14 protein-coding genes are annotated in these 17,692 nt (G+C 62.0%); 5 read left to right on the top strand and 9 right to left on the bottom strand.

The window, feature by feature from the left end:
* Positions 1 to 5 precede the first annotated feature (5 nt).
* From HK108_RS13885 to HK108_RS13875, 3 genes are all read left to right on the top strand, one after another.
* Positions 6 to 1,397, top strand: a complete 1,392-nt coding sequence (locus tag HK108_RS13885; protein WP_258233353.1) for an alpha,alpha-trehalose-phosphate synthase (UDP-forming) — start codon at positions 6 to 8, stop codon at positions 1,395 to 1,397.
* 38 nt (positions 1,398 to 1,435) lie between these two features.
* On the top strand, positions 1,436 to 1,741 hold the full coding sequence (locus HK108_RS13880) for a hypothetical protein (RefSeq protein WP_181271935.1): 306 nt from the start codon (positions 1,436 to 1,438) through the stop codon (positions 1,739 to 1,741).
* A gap of 311 nt (positions 1,742 to 2,052) precedes the next feature.
* On the top strand, positions 2,053 to 3,366 hold the full coding sequence (locus tag HK108_RS13875; RefSeq protein WP_229664176.1) for a cation:dicarboxylate symporter family transporter: 1,314 nt from the start codon (positions 2,053 to 2,055) through the stop codon (positions 3,364 to 3,366).
* Between the two features lie 142 nt (positions 3,367 to 3,508).
* On the opposite strand, the gene HK108_RS13870 is transcribed toward HK108_RS13875, so the two are convergent.
* The 8 genes from HK108_RS13870 to HK108_RS13835 form a co-directional block, all read right to left on the bottom strand.
* Positions 3,509 to 4,762 (bottom strand): glycoside hydrolase family 1 protein, encoded by a 1,254-nt coding sequence (locus HK108_RS13870; RefSeq protein WP_181271933.1) that lies wholly within the window; start codon positions 4,760 to 4,762, stop codon positions 3,509 to 3,511.
* Positions 4,763 to 4,848: 86 nt separating this feature from the next.
* Positions 4,849 to 6,141 (bottom strand): MFS transporter, encoded by a 1,293-nt coding sequence (locus HK108_RS13865; RefSeq protein WP_139469857.1) that lies wholly within the window; start codon positions 6,139 to 6,141, stop codon positions 4,849 to 4,851.
* 33 nt (positions 6,142 to 6,174) lie between these two features.
* Positions 6,175 to 8,892, bottom strand: a complete 2,718-nt coding sequence (locus HK108_RS13860; RefSeq protein ID WP_180345681.1) for an alpha-L-rhamnosidase — start codon at positions 8,890 to 8,892, stop codon at positions 6,175 to 6,177.
* A gap of 70 nt (positions 8,893 to 8,962) precedes the next feature.
* Complete coding sequence (locus HK108_RS13855; protein ID WP_181271931.1) at positions 8,963 to 10,027, bottom strand: cupin domain-containing protein; 1,065 nt, start codon at positions 10,025 to 10,027, stop codon at positions 8,963 to 8,965.
* Positions 10,028 to 10,075: 48 nt separating this feature from the next.
* Positions 10,076 to 11,053 (bottom strand): alpha/beta hydrolase, encoded by a 978-nt coding sequence (locus HK108_RS13850; protein ID WP_139469854.1) that lies wholly within the window; start codon positions 11,051 to 11,053, stop codon positions 10,076 to 10,078.
* Positions 11,050 to 12,798 carry an FAD-dependent monooxygenase gene (locus HK108_RS13845; protein ID WP_181271930.1) on the bottom strand — a complete coding sequence of 583 codons (1,749 nt, stop codon included), beginning with the start codon at positions 12,796 to 12,798 and terminating at the stop codon, positions 11,050 to 11,052. Before HK108_RS13845 ends, HK108_RS13850 begins: the two co-directional genes overlap by 4 nt.
* Complete coding sequence (locus tag HK108_RS13840; protein ID WP_139469852.1) at positions 12,795 to 14,045, bottom strand: MFS transporter; 1,251 nt, start codon at positions 14,043 to 14,045, stop codon at positions 12,795 to 12,797. The genes HK108_RS13845 and HK108_RS13840 overlap by 4 nt, the downstream gene beginning before the upstream one ends.
* A gap of 36 nt (positions 14,046 to 14,081) precedes the next feature.
* Complete coding sequence (locus HK108_RS13835) at positions 14,082 to 14,936, bottom strand: fumarylacetoacetate hydrolase family protein (protein WP_139469929.1); 855 nt, start codon at positions 14,934 to 14,936, stop codon at positions 14,082 to 14,084.
* Between the two features lie 62 nt (positions 14,937 to 14,998).
* On the opposite strand from HK108_RS13835, the gene HK108_RS13830 reads away from it, so the two are divergent.
* Both HK108_RS13830 and HK108_RS13825 read left to right on the top strand, forming a co-directional pair.
* Positions 14,999 to 15,730, top strand: coding sequence for a FadR/GntR family transcriptional regulator (locus HK108_RS13830; RefSeq protein WP_139469851.1), 732 nt, complete (start codon positions 14,999 to 15,001; stop codon positions 15,728 to 15,730).
* A 20-nt stretch (positions 15,731 to 15,750) separates the two neighbouring features.
* Complete coding sequence (locus HK108_RS13825) at positions 15,751 to 16,998, top strand: DUF3500 domain-containing protein (RefSeq protein WP_139469850.1); 1,248 nt, start codon at positions 15,751 to 15,753, stop codon at positions 16,996 to 16,998.
* Positions 16,999 to 17,096: 98 nt separating this feature from the next.
* Here HK108_RS13825 and HK108_RS13820 read toward each other — a convergent pair whose 3' ends face one another.
* Positions 17,097 to 17,540 (bottom strand): hypothetical protein, encoded by a 444-nt coding sequence (locus HK108_RS13820; protein WP_139469849.1) that lies wholly within the window; start codon positions 17,538 to 17,540, stop codon positions 17,097 to 17,099.
* Between the last annotated feature and the right edge of the window lie 152 nt (positions 17,541 to 17,692).

Genomic DNA, 17,692 nt, shown 5'->3' with positions numbered 1-17,692 from the left:
AGAAGATGATGGGAACTGACCGCCATGCTTTCGTCGTGGTGGCCAATCGCCTCCCCGTCGACCGCATCGACGGGGCGTGGGAAGCCTCGCCCGGCGGGCTGGTCTCAGCCGTGGCTCCCGTGGTGCGCGAGCAAGCCGGAGCCTGGGTCGGCTGGGCGAACACACATGACGACAGCCTCGAGCCCTTCGACTTCGACGGGATGAGCCTCGTCCCCGTCTCGCTCAGCCATGACGAACATCAGCAGTACTATGAGGGATTCTGCAACGCTACCCTATGGCCGCTGCACCACGACCTCATCGTCGCACCGCAGTACCACCGCTCATGGTGGCGGGCCTATCGGGAAGTCAACGCGCGATTCGCACAGGCCGCGGTCGAGGCCGCCGAGACTGGGGCGACAGTCTGGGTACACGATTACCACCTCCAGCTCGTACCGGCGATGATCCGCGCTCAACGACCGGACATCCGGATCGGATACTTCTGCCATATTCCGTTCCCTCCCGTCGAGCAGATGGCCCAGCTGCCCTGGCGTGACGAAATCCTCCGCGGCCTGCTCGGGGCCGATGTTATCGGTCTCCAGCGAGAGGCCGATGCCGCTAAGGCCCGCCAGGCTATGCAGAAGCTGCTGGGTATGGATCCCGAGGAACTTCGCGGCCGCGTCGGCTCGTACCCGATCTCGATCGACGTCGATGAGATCCGGGCCGCGGCCGAATCCCCGGCGGTACAAGAGATGGCCCGATGCTTTCGCCGTGACCTGGGCGATCCCGCCACCCTCATGATCGGGGTGGATCGCCTCGACTATTCGAAGGGAATCCTGCACCGGCTGTGGGCCTTCGAGGAGCTGATCGACGACGGAATCCTCGATGCGCAGGGAACCTGTCTCGCACAGATCGCAGTCCCCTCGCGTGAAGGCGTGCGCGCCTACCAGGACCTGCGCGATGAGGTCGAACATACGGTCGGGCGCATCAATGGGAGGTTCTCCACTCTCGGCGGCGATGTCATCCACTACTCCCACCACTCACATTCGACAGAGGAAGCCGTCGCTCTGTACCTGGCCGCCGACATCCTGCTCGTCACCTCCCTGCGGGACGGGATGAACCTCGTGGCCAAGGAATTCGCCACTGCCCGCCGAGGCAGGGGCGGTGCACTCGTCCTCTCCGAATTCGCCGGAGCCGCCGAAGAACTCGACCAGGCCATCATCGTCAATCCCCATGACAGGGCCGGCCTGAAGGCGGCCATCCATCACGCGGCCACGCTCAGTGAAGACGAGGCTCGGAGGCGCATGGATGCGATGGCCGACACCGTCGACGCCTTCGACGTCCGCCGCTGGGCGCAAGCTTTCCTCCACGACCTGCGAAACCCAGCATCTGCGGCGGCTCTGACGCCCAGCGACTGGTGACACCGACCATTCTGACCGGCCCACCCCAGGAGACCACTGTGTACACGATGCTCAACAACCAGGAATCCTCGAAGTACGACCTCTACCTTCCCGGCAGGATCGTGGCCGCGCTCCATTACAAACTCGAGCCCGACGCCAATGAAGTCATGTTCATCTACTGCGAAGCTATCGAGTCCATTCAGGCAGATCAGCACCGCTGGGAGCTCATGTGGCGGGCCGTCGAAGACGCCAAGAGCCGACGCCTCAAGCTCACCATCACCTGCCCCATCGGCCTCAAGGCCCTCGAACAGCGGGAACCGCGTGCCGACGCCGGTCACCGGCATGCGGAGGAGCCGCGGGCCTGACCCTCGCCGGCCTGTCTTCCCTGGCCATACTCCTGCCCCGGCGCGTCTCACTCCTCCTGTGAACACTATGAACGCAACCGAGACACCCGTCACATCGGCTGGCACAGTTGTCGGGTACATCACCACCGCGGCCAGTCGTCGCGCGCGTTCGCACCCACCGACGGGTGAGTTCGCGGAAATCATTTGGAGGAATCATGGCAATGTCGCCACAGCAAGAAGGCGGGCCCGCGAATACGGGCAACGCCACCGCAGCTGCCACCGATCAGGGCGCCCCGCAGCGGAAGAAGGATCGCACTCACTGGCTCTACATCATGGTCATCGTCGCCGTGTTCGCCGGTGCCGCCATCGGCCTCATCGCCCCCGAGGCAGGAATCGCCCTCGAGCCGCTCGGCAAGGCGTTCGTCGCACTCATCAAGATGATCATCGCCCCGGTCATCTTCTGCACCATCGTCCTCGGCGTCGGCTCCGTGGCGAAGGCAGCCACCGTCGGCAAGGTCGGCGGACTCGCGCTCGTCTACTTCCTGGTCATGGCGACCTTTGCCCTGGTCATCGGCCTCGTCGTCGGCAACTTCATCCACCCCGGCGACGGACTCCACCTCCAGCCGTACGAGGAGGCATCCGGCGGCGAGGAAGGCGGCATGGTCGCCTTCCTCATGAGCCTCATCCCCGGTGACATCCCGGTGCTGCCGACCCTCGTGCTCGCACTCCTCGTCGGCTTCGCCCTGCAGTCGATGGGCAAGGCCGGCGAGCCCGTGCTCACCGGAATCAAGCACATCCAGGCCGTCGTCTTCAAGCTCATGATGATGATCATGTGGGCCGCTCCCGTCGGCGCCTTCGGTGCGATCGCCGCGGTCGTCGGCAAGACCGGCTGGGCCGCGATCGGTGCCATGGCGACCCTCATGGGCGCCTTCTACCTCACCTGCGCGCTGTTCATCGTCATCGTCCTCGGCGGTCTGCTCAAGATCGTCACCGGCCTGAACATCTTCCTGCTGCTGAAGTACCTGGCCCGTGAGTTCCTGCTCATCTTCTCCACCTCGTCGTCCGAGTCGGCCCTGCCGCGCCTCATCGCGAAGATGGAGCACGCCGGAGTCTCGAAGCCGGTCGTCGGCATCACCGTGCCCACCGGCTACTCGTTCAACCTCGACGGCACCGCCATCTACCTGACCATGGCCTCGCTGTTCGTGTCCTCGGCCATGGGCATGCCGATGTCGATCCCCGAGCAGATCTCGCTGCTCGTGTTCATGATCATCGCGTCCAAGGGTGCTGCGGGAGTCACCGGTGCGGGCCTGGCCACTCTGGCCGCCGGTCTGCAGTCGCACCGTCCCGAGCTGCTCGACGGCATGGGCGTCATCGTCGGCATCGATAAGTTCATGTCCGAGTGCCGTGCGCTGACGAACTTCACCGGCAACGCCGTGGCCACCCTGCTCATCGGCAAGTGGACGAACGAGATCGACCTCGACGTCGCCCGCGCCACCCTGTCGGGTGGCAACCCGTTCGACGAGCTCTCACTCGAGCCCGATGTCCATGGTGCGCCGACGAATGCCCCCGAGGCGGACGCGGCCCTGCCCGAACCGCAGACCACCGTGGCCGCCGACAACCAGGCGAAGGCCACGATCGGGAACTGACCTTTCGAGCCATCCCGAGTCACACCACCACGGGTGCCGTCGTCCTCATCATGAGGATGCCGGCACCCGTGGTGTTTCGTCTCCCCTCGCCGAGGCGGGGCTCAGTCGCTCCTCACAGGCTAGGCGCCCAGGACCGCTGAAATCAGCGCATTCTCGGATTGGCCTCCCGCAGACGAGCAATCGTCTCGGCATAGACCTTTGCGCTGGGCTTCGGTTGACGCTCAAGGCTGGCCCGATCAACTTCGAAGAGGCCCAACTTAGGCTTGTATCCGAAGATCCATTCGAAATTGTCCATCAACGTCCAATGGCAGTATCCGAGAACAGGCACACCAACTTCCATCTCCGCCGCAAGCAGATCGAGCGAGTCCGTAATGAACCCTTGGCGCACTGCATCGTCGTCAGTCTGAATGCCGTGTTCTGTGACCAATACAGGGACGCCGGACACTTGATTAGCGTATCTGACCGCTCCAGCAAGTGATGCCGGTTCAACGACAGTTCCCATACCGTTGCGTGGCCCGTGACCGATCACTTGGCCTTCCGGCCCGTGCACGATCCGCTCATAGTTCTGAACCCCGATGAAGTCATCCTCGCTGGCCTCACGAAGCCAATGGTCATAGACGGCAGCTCGCTTGCGGTCTCGCCGCTCCTCACCGCCCTCGACAGCTGTTTCGTCACAGATTGCGATGGACACTCCGATCTGCAGATCGCTGTGCTGGGCCTTGATCGCTGCACGGGCTGCCCGATGCCCTACTGTCATCGCCTCCTGAAATTCCTCTTGTTTGTCTGCTGGAATCACGTTGGTTGCAAAGTAGCTTGCCGTTCCAGCATCGTCAGCTGCAGAAGCAAGCATCTGCACCTTGAGACGTTCGGCTGCCGGCGGCAACTTCTCTCCGGATTGGAGCAGCTGTTCGAGATTGGGCTCATTGATCGTGATTACGGCCGCGATCCGATCACCGAACCGGGACGCAATCCGCTCGCAGTAGGCGGCGAAGAGATCGGGCGCATCCGGAGCCAGCCACGATCCTGCGGCGGCAAACCAATTCGGTGATGCGAAATGGTTGAAGGTGACGATCGGGGCGAGCCCCCGTTCAAGGCACCCGTCCACAACACGCCCGTAATGGTCGAGCGCTTCCGTTCTGATCTCACCCCGTATCGGTTCGATACGTGACCATTCCACTGAGAATCGAAACGCATTCAACCCGAGGCGTGCTGCTATGTCGAGATCTTCGGGCCACCGGTTCCAACTGTCGTTGGCGGCCCCACTCGGTTCAGAGAATAGCGTCGGAACCGTATGTTCGAGTGCCCAAATATCACTGGCACTGTTTCCTCCTTCGCTTTGATGTCCGGCGGTAGCGACACCCCACAGGAATTGCTCCTCAATTTCACTTCTGACCATAACTCTCTTCCTCAGCGGTTCGGTGGTAAGTACAGGGGCCGACTCGGTATGGCTGTTGGGCGCGGCGCCTCTTGGGCGTCGATGCGTCAACGCACCTGGCGGATCGGCAAGATGAAGATTGCACCGAGGATCGCGGCAATCACCCCCGCGACAAACAGCGCGGTGAAGTTCTGCGGGTTGGATACCGAAGCTCCGAGGGCGAGGAGCGCTGGAGCGACGGTGGGTACGAGTGTCGAGGGCAGAGATTGCGCGAGGTTCATCAGTCCAAGATCTTTTGCCGGATTCTCCGGGTCTGGCAGCACTTCAGTGACAAGGGCGAAATCAACTGCGAAGTACACACCCTGGCCCGCGCCCATCACTGCGACAGCGACGAGGAACATCGGGTAACTGGGAGCGATAGCAACGAGTCCGAGGCCGAGGCCGAAAACTATGGCCGCGACGATGACGAAAGGTTTGCGTCGTCCCACACGATCGGAGATCTTGGCGACCGCGGGCGCAAGGATGACAGACACTCCGGAAAGTATCGCTGTGGCGATGAGGATTGACGTACCCACAGTTGCAGGATCAATGTGGTGGACCATGATCAGGTAGAAGGCCTGGTATGCGTTGACGGTGGCGACTCCGAAGAAGATCATCAGGCGGCTGAGCCAGGCCCACGCGAAGCTCGGGCTTCTTCGCGGGTCCACCCAGAAGGTCATGAGCAGCTCTCGGAAAGAGAATCCAGGCCGTTCGCTGCGGTCGAGTCTGCGATCCTTGATCATCACCGCCAGCGTCACCGCTGTCAGCGCAGAGACACCGGCCGGCAGCATGAACATCGCTGTCAGGTTAGGTTGGACAAGCTGCGCGAGGAAGAGTCCGATGACAGCACCGACCGGGGCTCCGAGCCCGATCATCGCCGATGGTGTTCCACGCTTTTCGGGTGGCACTTGGTCGGGGACGATCGCAGCACAGGCGACGGTGATCGCAACCATGCCGACGGTCGTTATGAAGTAGGAGATTGCCAGGAGTGCAGTGGTGGGCGCAACCGTCGCGAGAAATGCGCCCAGAACGCTGGCACCCGCCCCGAACAGCAGATACGGTCGTCTACGGCCGATCCGCGACAGAGTCCGATCGCTGAGTCGCCCGAGAAGCGGGTTACCGACGATGGCAGCGATGCTCCCGACAGCGACGACGATTGAGAGGACAGTCGTGGCACTGTCGGCGTCGAGCTCGTTCGATTTCAACGAGAGCGTGAGTACCGCCTGCGACAGCAGTGCACCGTAGGCGGTGGCCACGGCAGCACCGAGAAGTGGGAGGAAGCCCCTAGGCAGACGAGGCCAGGCAACTCCCGGTTGTTCGTAGTGCTCGGCGGATTCGGCAATCGGTTGTTGGGCAGTCATGAGAACTCCTTCGGTCTCAATGCTGAGGTGGTCTCAGCGAGTGGGTGTGGCGGTGGGAATTGAAATTGTGTGGTGGGACGTCCCCGGCTGCACGGTGATGTTGCCTTGAGCCGTGGCAAGAACCACCTCGGTGCCGTGCGGCGCAGTGACTGAAACATGCGCCGTGGCACCGTCCTTCTTCCAGTCGACGCGAAGGTGCCCCCAAGGGGTGCCGACGTGTGCGCGTACCCAGTCGACGCCGCTCTCAAAGTCGGGGGCGATCAGCGCCGTGCGGAATCCAGGCGCCGTGGCGCGGATTCCGGCCACGTACCGGTAGAGCCAGTCGTCGACGCAACCGAAGGCATAGTGATTGAGCGATTTCTCGTTCGGAGTCCCGTCCGGTGAAACGGCGTCCCAGGATTCCCAGATCGTCGTTGCCCCCTGATCGACTTGGTAGAGCCATGAGGGACTTTCCGATTGGTTGAGCAGGCGCCGTGCGACCTCCGGGTATCCGGCGTTCCACAGCACTTCAAGCAGGTACGGGACGGAAAGGAAACCGGTGTCGAGACAGTAACGATTGTCTTTGATGAGGTCGGCAAGATGAGCCGCTGTCTGTGAACGCATCCCGGTCGGCACCATGTCGAAAGCGAGCGCAAGCACGTAGAGGCCCTGCAGGTTATGTGGTAGTCGACCCCTGGAATCGAGATACTCAGCAGCAAACGCCTTACGTACTTCGGATGCTCGTCTGCGCAGCCGTCTTTCGTCTTCACTGCGTTCGAGCACCGCCGCAGCTTTTGCCGCGAGGGTCAGTGTCTGAGCTTGGAACATCGGTGCAACGATCTCGGAAGTCAACCGAGGAGCAACCAGAATCGCCTCATGCAGCGGCCCGGTGCGCAAGGTGCTGGGGGCAAGCCAGTCGCCGAATTGGTCACCAGTGTTGAACAGCAGCGATTGGCGGGCACGACGATCTGCAGAGATCTGACGGTCGGCGAGATTCACAGGCAGTTCGGAAGCGGCTGTTCGCTTCTGGAATTCGATCCAGCGGATCATCGCCTCATAGTTTTCTTCCAGGATCCGTCTGTCCCCGCTGCGCTCGTAAACCGCCCAGGGGACGAACGCAATGGCATCGCTCCACCCGGCGGAGGAGACTATTGCGGACAGGCCCTGGCCTGCCTCGGCGGCTTCGATGTCGAAGCTTGAACGCGGAGAAGTGATCGGCACTTCACCGGTCGGCAGTTGGTCAGCGCGCAGATTCGCCAGCCACCGGCGGAGGAAAGCTACAGTGTTCGCGTTGTTCGACGCAGCGGGCGCGAACACCTGGATATCACCGGTCCAGCCGACTTTCTCCCGTTGCGGACAGTCCGTCGGAACTGATAGGAAGTTGGACCGTTGGCTCCATACGACATTCTCGTGCAGCTTCGTGAGACGAGCGTCGGAACAGACGAATGTTCCAGACTGCTCAAGGTCGCTTGAAAGTGCGACGCCGACCACATCGTCGCTGTTCAGATCTTCGATCCCGGTGATTCGGGCATACCGAAAACCGTGGAAGGTGAAGCTGGGTTCGTACTCTTCTGTTTCGTCTCCTGCGCTGATAAAAACATCCGTCTGGTCTTTGTTCGCACCCACGATGTTCTGGAACCATTCACCGTCGGCTCCGAGGATCTCCGTGTGTTCGATCGTCACCCGACTCCCTGCTGACAGCCCTCGCATCCGCAGCCTGATTCGGCCCGCGAAGTTCTGACCGAAGTCGACGATCCACGATGGTCGTCGTCGCTTGAGTTCAACTGGTTCGAGCAGAGCCACACGACGGATTGGCTCGCCGATGAAAGGGACCAGGAGTTCCGCGTCGACGGGCTCGGTACGGACCGGAGCCCAGTCCTCTGCGTCGAATCCAACTTGGTCCCACCCTCGCGGAAGAGCACGAGCGTCGAAGCATTCTCCGATCGACAGATCCGCGTAATGCCACGGTCCCGCACAGGACACGGCATCTGCGCCCGAGACGACAATCAGCTGTTCTCCATCTGCGAACTCGATATGAAGCTGCCACGTTGCTGAGGTTCGGTCACCGAACTGCGCACTTGAGCCCGTGATGCCGAATCTGCCTGCCCACCAGCCGTCGGCAAGGCACAGTCCGATGACGTTGTCACCGGGACGAAGAAATGTTGTGACATCTGCGCACTGGACGCTGATGCGATGGTCGTAGCTGTCGTAGCCGGGCGCCAGTACCTGGTCGTCACTCTCGCGACCGTTGACCGTGGCTGTGTAGACACCTCGGGCGCTGGAGTACAGCCGAGCTCTTACAGGCCGTTCTGCCAGTTGGAATGTCTGCCGCACCAGCTGCACCGGTTGCAGCCTGCCCTCGGGTTCGATCTCCGGAATTGCGCCGGAGATCCAGTCGAAGAGGCTCCACCGTTCCACAGCGGTCGGTTCCTGTTCGGGTTCGACCCATACTGCCTGCCAGTCGCAGGGATCGAGCAAGGCTGTCGAAAAGGTGGATTCCGCTGATTTCTCTCCAGCTTTCCCCCGGCTGAGCACTGACCAGTGGTAGTCCGTGTTCGAGCGTAGAGTCGAGCCATCGTACTCAATGTAGGTGGTCTCGGCGGATGTGACGAGCCCTGAGTCCCACACTTGCTGATCACCGGTGGATACCTGGATTCGATAGTGTTCTTGGGCGTGCTCTGCGATCCAACTGAATCTGGGCCGCCGTGTCCCGATGGCGTTCGGGGCAGAGTGGTGTTCGACCTGGAGATCTCGGCATTGGCTTCCGCTCATGGGTGGTGGTCTCCTCTTGGTCATTCGCAGTCGTCTCCTGCAGGGTGGGGTTCTTGCGATGGCGCGTGCTTCAGGACTGAGGCGGCGGCCCAACGACGACGAGGTCAAGTTCTGCCTGTGCTTTCGCGAATCCTTCTGCCGGGAAGTGCGGTTCTCCGCCCTCAACGTGGACGTACTCCTCGGTGGGATCGTTCATGTACTCGAAGAACGGTTCGAATACCGGAGGCGTGAGCAGACCGAGCATGTGCGTATTGTTCGCAGCGAGGGAGAAGCTGTGAATCGTGCCGGCTGGCGCATGAAGGAAGTCGCCGGGAGTGAGGACCACCTCTTCGCCGTTCGCATGGAGTCGGACCCGGCCGCCGAGGCAGAGGAAGTTCTCCGAATGCTCCTTGTGAAAGTGCAGCGGAATATAGGGGGCTTTGGCACCCCTCGTATCCATAGCGAAGAACCTGCCGCCGGTGTTGCGGGCCCGAACCGGGTAGGCATTCATCTGTTCAAAGGTCTCAAACCGGTCGCCGTGTCCGGCCGCGTTCACGAACGGCACCTCGCCGTCGGGCAGGTGATTGCCAAGGCGGTCCGCATCGATCCCTCCGCCCATGGATTCGCCGCCGTCGTGGATCGTGACCCCGTACCCATCGACGAGCTCGCTGCGAAGCAGTTCGGAGGCCGCCGAGGTGGGATTCCTGGGGAAGATGTGCGATCCCGTCGATTCCCCGACCTCACTGACCAGGCGGTGCAGCCACTCCTCAGTGGAGTAGAAGAAGAGCGAGTTGTTCGTGGCCCTGCCAGCGAGTGAGAACGCCACCCCGGCAGGGATTGACGCTGAGTCCCCGCCGATGAGGCGATGCGGACGCCCTCCAAAGGTCAGAGTCACCTCACCCTCGACGACGTGGACGAACGAGTGCCCCGGAACCGACAGGTGTGGGGAACCCGACCCGCCGGGAGCAGCGATCCGGTACAGCGAGAACTCGCCACCGGTGTCCGTGTGCCGGGCCATCGTCGTCACGTGCCAATCGCCGAGGTGGTGGCGCTGGCCCTCACCCGAGGACAGTGTGTACGGGGCGAGCTCCCCGGGAAGCGAGTCTCGCAGCAGAGAAGTCTTCTGGACGCTCTCCCAGTCGAATGCAGTGGTCATTGTGGGCCTTTCGTCGGTGGCGAATGGTGTGCTCGGTGCAGCAGCGGATCAGTGCTTGGGCGCACCGAGGTGATAGGCGAAGAAGTCTCGGACGAGTGCAAACGACGGGTATCTCCCTCCCGGGTCAAAGCCCCCGCGGTTGTCGGCAGTGAAGGGAGTTTCGGGTTCGGCTTCCAGGCGGCCGTTGTCGAGTCGGACGCCAGGTCCGAGTTCGAGAACTTCTCCGGGGTTGAAGAAGCCGTGTCCGAAGCCTTCGATGAGGTAGAGAAGCGACTCGCCGCCGTTCGCACTCAGATGCTCGTGGAGCTTCCGTGACTGATCGACAGGGACTGCGGTGTCCGCGGTTCCGTGGAGGATGAAGAAGGGCGGCGGAATGTTGATGTCGAGGAACGTCGGACTCGCTTCACGGGCCCTGCTCCGCAGAGTCTCGTATGCGGTCGCGGTGGCAGGAAGTCCGCCGAGGAGGTCCTCCTCTGGAGTGGCAGTGCGCCGATCCCCCGGCCCTTGTCGTGACTCTCGTCCGGATGTTGACTCCGTCAACCCTGGCAGCAGGGCGGTGATGTCGGTGGGTCCGTAGCCGTCGACGACACAGGCCACCTCGGTGCTCAGTTTGTCGTCATCAGCGGGAATCGTCTCTCCGGGCAAACGCGGGATATGGGCGCTCAACGCCGTGAAGGCGGCGATATGAGAACCTGCCGAGGAGCCCCACAGGCCGATCGACTCGCTGTCGAGACTGTACGCGTTCGCATGTCTGCGCAGCCAGCGGAGTGCTTGACGCAGGTCGAGGACTTGAGCCGGATGCGGGTGCTCGGGTGCAAGGCGGTAGTCGATGGAGACCATCGCGAAGCCGGACTCACAGAAGTGGCGAGAGAAGTCGGGTCGTGCTGTGCGGTCCTGCAGCCTCCAGCCGCCTCCGTGGATCCAGACGATCACGGGCCATCCGGTCTTCGGCGGCTGTCCGGTGGGAGCCTCAAGGTCAAGGAGCAGCTCAGGATGAACCGGATCGAATGAGGCGGTGCGTGTCATGATGCCTCCCTGTGGTGAGTTGTGGCGTGCGGCGATTGAGTGCTCGAATGGCTGTTCGCCGTCGAACTGCCCGTCGGTCTCTTGACGGCTTTGAGGAGCGCCGACGACAAGGCCTTGTCCGGGGTCGTCCCGCCGGTGCCTGTCGAGGCAGTAGCCGCGATGTGAAGGTCCGGCCTCACGAGCACCGTATCCTCGCCCCAGCGCACACGCGCCGCGTCGGCGTCTGCCCCTGTCAAGTGGACGATCTGGAGTGGGATCGCGTGCTCTCGAGCCGTTCGCTCAAGTGACTCTGTGGCGAGGTGAACTGCAGGGCCGTCGGTGACGAACAAGGTGAATCCGTGTGCATCGGGATATACGCTCGCACCGTTCGTGAGTCGAAAATGCGGCAGCAGGCACCCTGGCAGAGCCTGAGGGCGGTATTCGACCGAATCGACGAAGGGTTTAGGACCAGCCGCGACGCGCGAAGTCCCGGCGTACTCGTATCCGAGGACCAGCCCCTCGGAGTGGAACTCACTGGTCTTGACCGCCAGCGCCTCGTGGACCCGCGCACGTACGGATTCGCCCCGAGCGTTGTCCGCATCAAGCAGCGGGTCGATGAAGTCATAGGCGAGGGCTTTGCCGTTTGCCGCGGCATCCGCGATCATTCGAGCGGCAACGGGACGTCGTTCTTCTTCGTAGCTGTCGAGGAGGCCCGGATCCGCCCACCCGTCGTGGACGGCAATGAGCTTCCACGCGAGATTCTCCGCGTCAGAGATACAGGTGTTGAAGCCATGTCCGCCCCACGGCGGATTGAGGTGGGCCGCATCGCCGATGAGGAAGACCCGTCTGTCGCTTTCCTTGCCGCCGTAGGAGTCGGCGAGCAGCATCCGCGCAGTCCACGAATCGGTAGCGAGCACCTCGATGTCAACGTCGGGACCGACCCCGGCCATTGCCCGAATCGCTGCGGCCACCTCGGCGGGGTCCTCGATGGGATCGCATCCCTGCAGAATGGCCCACCACGTGCCGTCACGGTCGAGCTCTCCGATCATGCCCGAAATGGCCTCATTGACGATCCACCATTGCACGGCCGGGTCGATGCTCACTTGTTCACGAAGCTTCGCCGAAGTGAAGACCACGTTGAAATTCGGGCGTGGAGCACTCGTTCCTCTGAAGTCGATGCCCAGCGCCTTGCGGACTCGCGATGCCCCACCATCGGCGCCGATGATCCATTCCGCCTCCAAGTCGACGCCGGCATCCTGGCTGTCATCAGCAGCGACGACGCGAACAGCCGAGGCCGACGGATCAGCTTCCTGCGCTCGCACTCCAGTGACATAGGTGATGTGTTCGCTGTGCGCCGCTGCCTCGCGCAGCACTTCTTCGACTTGCGGCTGCGGGATCTGCTGGCCGACTTCCGGAGAGAGCTCGTAGTCGCCGTCGACGAGTTGGAACGCCTGATGGAAGCGCCTCAGTTCATGCCCCTTCAAGCTCGTGCAGAAGATGACGTCCTGGGAATAGGACACAGGCAAAGATGCCTTCTCGCGGATCGCTTCCGCCAGTCCGATGCCCGCCAACAGTGACATGGTCCGAGCGTTCGTAGTCTTGGCACGCGGCCGCAGGTGATCGATCTCGGCTCGCGGTTCGAGAACGACTGAGTCGATGCCCGCTGCGGCCAGGCGAAGAGCCAGATAGGTTCCGCTCGGACCACCGCCGGCGATGGCGACAGTAGTGCAAACGGGAACCTGGTCGAGCCCGTGGACGATGGTCACGAAGAGACTCCTTCAGCGGTGGTGTTCTTTGGTGTAGGTGTCGATGCGGTCTTGTCTCGGAGCGGCATGGCGACGGCGGCGACTGCACCGAGCACCGCGGGGATTGCGAACCACATCGCCGCGGCTCCCGGTGAACCGCCGACGGTAGCGGCGACCGCACCATAGGTTGGACCGGCGATGGCGCCGAGGCGCCCGGCTGCGAGAGCCCAACCGAGCCCGGTGGCACGGACCTGGGCCGGATAGTACTGGGCGATGTGATCATTGATCATATTCTGTGTTCCCATCCCGCCGACTCCGGCGAAGAAGATCGCCACGAAGAGCAGGAGATGATTCTGTGTCATCGACACAGCCAGCAGCGACATTGCAGCGATCGAGAACCCGAGGATGACCATATACTTCGGTGCCGACTGCTGCGCTATCCATGCGATGACCACTGTTCCGATGATGCATCCCACTGAGTAGATCGAGAGGAACGCGATCGAGGACTGTGCGGCGAATCCGGCGCCCTGCATGATGACTGGAAGCCAGGTCGTGATTCCGAACATCGTCAGCATGCTGATTGCGCAGACAATCCAGAACAGCAGCGTAGGCACCAGCTGACGGGCGGTGAAGAGTCGTGAGACTGAGGCACCCCTGTGCCCACCAGACACCGGTGCTTCCTTTGCTGCGAGGAAGACTTCGGACTCCGGCATCCACCGCCACACGACTATCAGCAGGATGATTGAGAGTCCGCCGAGAGCGTAGACGGGCCGTACACCGTGGTCGACGACAAGAGCCGTGGCTGTCAACGCACCCACCAGTGAGCCGACCGGCGGTCCAGTGAGCACGGCACCGACGGCGAGGGAGACCTTGCCCTTCGGCGCCGACTCGTTCGCGATGGCCACTGCAGTGGGCAGGACCCCGCCGACCCCGATGCAGGTGATGAAGCGGAAGATTGCGAAGACCGTGAAGTTCGGCGCGACAGCGCACAGGATCATGCCGATGCTGAAGATCCCGAGCGAGGTCATGAGCAGCTTTCTCCGCCCAAGCCTGTCAGTGAGAGTGCCTGCGGCCAGAGAACCGAGCAGCATCCCGACGAGAGCGATGCTGCCGACGGTCCCCGCGAGGCTCTTCGTCACGCCCCAGCTCGGGTCACCGAGGAATCCGGGCAGAGTGGCGCCGTAGACGTAGAGGTCGTATCCGTCGCAGAGGAGCGCAACCCAGCAGATGAGGAGGATGGCCCAAGTGGGCGGTCGCAGCTTTGTCATTTGTCTTCGCCTTTGAAGTGGAGGGTGGCGCGTCACTCAGTTTGAGCGCGCGGTGATGCGATTTTTCAGGGTGCCGAGCCGATCGACCTCGACTTCGACGGTGTCGCCAGGCTGGAGCAGCCATTCGGGCTCGCGCGTGTAACCGACACCGTCGGGGGTGCCGGTAGCCAGGAGGTCACCAGGCCGCAAGGTGAAGGTACGAGAGATGAGGGCCAGAGTCGATGCCGGGGAGTAGACGATGTCGGCCGTGTTGCCGTCTTGCACGGTCTCACCGTTGACGCGGGTCTGGACGCGCAATCCTTCGGCGAGGCTGCCGACTTCAGTAGCCGGGACGATGGGACCAAGTGGGCCCGAGCCGTCACCGTTCTTCCCGAGTGTCCACTGAGAAGTGAGTTTCTGCGCGATCCGCGAAGTGACATCGTTGAAGGTCGAGTATCCGACGATCGCGGCCTGAGCTTCGTCCTCGTTGGCATCAGTGAGAGAGGCCCCGAGGTACGCCATGATCTCGCCCTCCCAATCGAGCCCTCGCTCGTTGGCCGGCACAGGAATCTCGGCACCGTCGACACTGAGACTGCGAGTCCAGCGGGCGAAGAGCGTCGGATGCTCTGGAAACGCCTCTTCCTTGAAGCTGCCTTCGGCGTGGTGAGCACGATAGTTCAGTCCGATGCAGATGACCCGAGCTTCGGGAAGAACCGGAGGAACGACACGGTAGTCAGCAATGGCGACGACATCGCCGTCAGCGCTGCTGTCAGAATCACCGGCACTCACGATGTAAGCGGCAGCATCGGTCCAGAACTCTCGGAGTTCCGCGATGACCCGCGCTTCGGTCGCAGACAACCTGTTGGCCACGACGATGGTGCGGTCCGGAGCTTCCAGCCCGATGAGCTTCATTGCATCTCCCCAAGATTTAAAGGTCTTAAACATATGTATGTTTTGTATGGTTAAATAGAAATATGGCACAGATCACTGACGATGTCCAGAACCTCTCCCGGGGACTCTTCCCGACAGCAGACGGTCATTCCCGCCCACTCTCACGTGGGGAGCACCTTGCCGAGTCGATCCGCGAATCCATCCACGAGCGCAAGCTGAGTGCCGGCGACTTCTTCGGCACCCTCGAGACCATCCGTGAGGAGACCGGCCTGGCTCGGACCACCGTCAGCGAAGCAGTCAAGCTGCTCCGGGACCGCGGAGTCCTCGTCGTCAAACCGGGCAGGGGCGGAGGACTTTTCGTAGCGAAGACAACTCCGATCGTCCGGCTCCGCCACACGCTCATGCGCGTCGACGGCGATCCCGCGTCGGCCGCGGATGCCATTGAACTGCGCGAGTCACTCGAGGAGCTCATTGCCGTCAAGGCAGCGATCCACCGCTCTGCAGCCGACTGCCGTGTGCTCGACTCTGTCCTCGACGAAATGCGAGGAGCCGAGTCCTGGGATCAATTCATGCAAAGCAACTGGAAGCTCCACGCGGCAATCGCAGCGATCTGCCCGAACTCAATGGCCCGCCCCGTCTACGAAAGCACCTTGGGATTCCTGTCCGGTGCCCATGCAGAGCAGGACGGCGAAGTCGATTCGAGCTATTGGGGCGAGCGCCTGCGAGTCCACGAGGACCTCGTCGACGCAATCACGTCAGGTGACCTCGAAGCCGTCCGCCGAGCCGTCGCCTCCCATGCTTCATCACGCATCTGACTGCCGAAGGAAAGAATTAGATGTCTGCAGAGAAGTCGACACCGTTCCGACAGTTCTTGTATCCGCCTGGCCATCCGCGTATCGACGACCTCAAGGAACTCGACGCCTACGAGTACCGTGAGGTTGCTAAGTCTCCGGGCACATTCACCGGCGGCCTCATTGCAGGGTGGGAGCCCCTCTATCTCAATGAGTTCAGAGGGATCACTGCGGATGGGCAGATCGCCGAAGGCCTCTACCCTCTGACCCCGGCCGAACCCGGCGAAGAAGCTCCCATCGCAGAAATGCTTCGCGCCGTGGAGGAATTGTTCGCTGTGTGTTCTCCGGACGAGAGGGCTAAGCTGCGTTACCCGGTTGATGCAGTCGAATGGCAGACCTGGGCCAATCCTGAGTTCATGCAGTTCGACACCGGTCTACGGCTCGAATTCGCTGCAGAGCCCGTTCGGCAGGCTGCTCTGAACCTCGTCCGTGCGAGCTTGAGTCGCGAGGGCTTCGAGCTCACCCACGCGATGATGCTCATCAACGAATTCCTCGGCGAAGTCGTTGGTCTGGAAAACATCCTCGGACGATACTCATACAACTTCGCCGTCTATGGCGACCCTGACGCCAGGGCCCCTTGGGGTTGGCAACTCTACGGTCATCACTGTGCCGTGAACTGTCTTGTCATTGAAGGCCGAATGACGATATCACCAGTGTTCCACGGGGCAGAGCCCAACGAAATCGACGATGGACCACACGCCGGTCTGCGTTCCTTCGATGACCGTGTCGATGCAGGCACCACCCTCATGACTCTGCTGAGTCAGGACCAGCGCGCCGAGGCGGTCATATACGACGAGATTATCGATCCTGAAATGCCAGAGGGCCGCATTCATCCTGGTGACGAGCGGCATCTGGCCGGGGCGTTTCAGGATAATCGTGTCATCCCCTACGAAGGGATACAGGTCGGAACACTGGATGCTCCGGCCAAGAAGGCTGTTGTCGACCTTGTCAACACCTTTCTCAACATCCTGCCTGAGGGGCCGCGTCGCGCGAAGCTGCGCGAGGTCGAAGAGCACCTGAACGAGTCATATTTCTGTTGGATCGGCGGAACCGAACCGGGCGACGTGTTCTACTACCGGTTCCAATCACCGGTGCTCATCGTCGAGCTCGACCACCATTGTGGAGTGTTTCTCGACTATGACACCCCTCAGCGCTTCCATGTTCACACACTCATGCGTGTCCCCAACGGCAACGACTACGGTCGAGCCTGGGTCCGCCAATGGCAACAGTGAACATGTCGACTGCGCATTGAGCGGCGACGTGGGTCAACAGCAGTATCCGCGCGACGAGCAGATAGGCACATCCGAATCACAACCCCACGGGTGCCGACTCATTCGTACGCCAGCTCAGCAACCAGCGAAGCCACTGTTTCGATGGCACGTCTGGCGTTCAGCCACTCGACGGGTGATCTGCCGTCCAGCTCATCGTTCGCCTCTGTCATAAACTGCTGAATAGTCAGTGGATGCGCATGCTCCGGGAAGTTTGGGATGATCGTCCGCAGCCCCGGAACCACCTGTTCGCCCACGAACTGCCAAGCTGGAAACAGTGTGGCGCGCCCATTACTCGTCGGCAGGACGTACAAGTCACCTGCCGACTTCAAGCGACGAATACTGGCACCTTGCCGTCCCAGCAGTTCGCACACCTCGCCAGTCGTCAGAGCAGAGTCACGCGCCTCTTTCTCCGCGAGCGCCCGGTCCTCAGCGATCTGGATGCGCGCAGCTTCATACGCCTGCGGAGTCAGATCCTCTTCTGTGAGATCAGTGGCCTCAAGCAAGAAGGCACGCTCGCCTGCCGATAGAGGCTCCGTGTAGTCAGATCGTGGCCTGCCCATGTACACGACGATACGGAACAAACGCTCCCAATACCACGAATGTGAAGTACTGCCGCTGTCGCCAGCATCAAAGATCTCGCGCTTCCTTTCACCGA

The sequence above is a fragment of the Brevibacterium sediminis genome, from assembly GCF_013623905.1.
Lineage (GTDB): Bacteria > Actinomycetota > Actinomycetes > Actinomycetales > Brevibacteriaceae > Brevibacterium > Brevibacterium sediminis.
Note: the sequence above shows the minus strand (reverse complement) of the source record. Positions and strands in the feature narration are given on the sequence as shown.

Coding starts and splice junctions, on each gene's coding strand:
- HK108_RS13885 (WP_258233353.1), top strand. CDS start 6: ATGATGGGAACTGACCGCCATGCTTTCGTCGTGGTGGCCAATCGCCTC.
- HK108_RS13875 (WP_229664176.1), top strand. CDS start 2,053: ATGGTCATCGTCGCCGTGTTCGCCGGTGCCGCCATCGGCCTCATCGCC.
- HK108_RS13870 (WP_181271933.1), bottom strand. CDS start 4,762: ATGGTCAGAAGTGAAATTGAGGAGCAATTCCTGTGGGGTGTCGCTACC.
- HK108_RS13865 (WP_139469857.1), bottom strand. CDS start 6,141: ATGACTGCCCAACAACCGATTGCCGAATCCGCCGAGCACTACGAACAA.
- HK108_RS13860 (WP_180345681.1), bottom strand. CDS start 8,892: ATGAGCGGAAGCCAATGCCGAGATCTCCAGGTCGAACACCACTCTGCC.
- HK108_RS13855 (WP_181271931.1), bottom strand. CDS start 10,027: ATGACCACTGCATTCGACTGGGAGAGCGTCCAGAAGACTTCTCTGCTG.
- HK108_RS13850 (WP_139469854.1), bottom strand. CDS start 11,053: ATGACACGCACCGCCTCATTCGATCCGGTTCATCCTGAGCTGCTCCTT.
- HK108_RS13840 (WP_139469852.1), bottom strand. CDS start 14,045: ATGACAAAGCTGCGACCGCCCACTTGGGCCATCCTCCTCATCTGCTGG.
- HK108_RS13835 (WP_139469929.1), bottom strand. CDS start 14,936: ATGAAGCTCATCGGGCTGGAAGCTCCGGACCGCACCATCGTCGTGGCC.
- HK108_RS13830 (WP_139469851.1), top strand. CDS start 14,999: ATGGCACAGATCACTGACGATGTCCAGAACCTCTCCCGGGGACTCTTC.
- HK108_RS13825 (WP_139469850.1), top strand. CDS start 15,751: ATGTCTGCAGAGAAGTCGACACCGTTCCGACAGTTCTTGTATCCGCCT.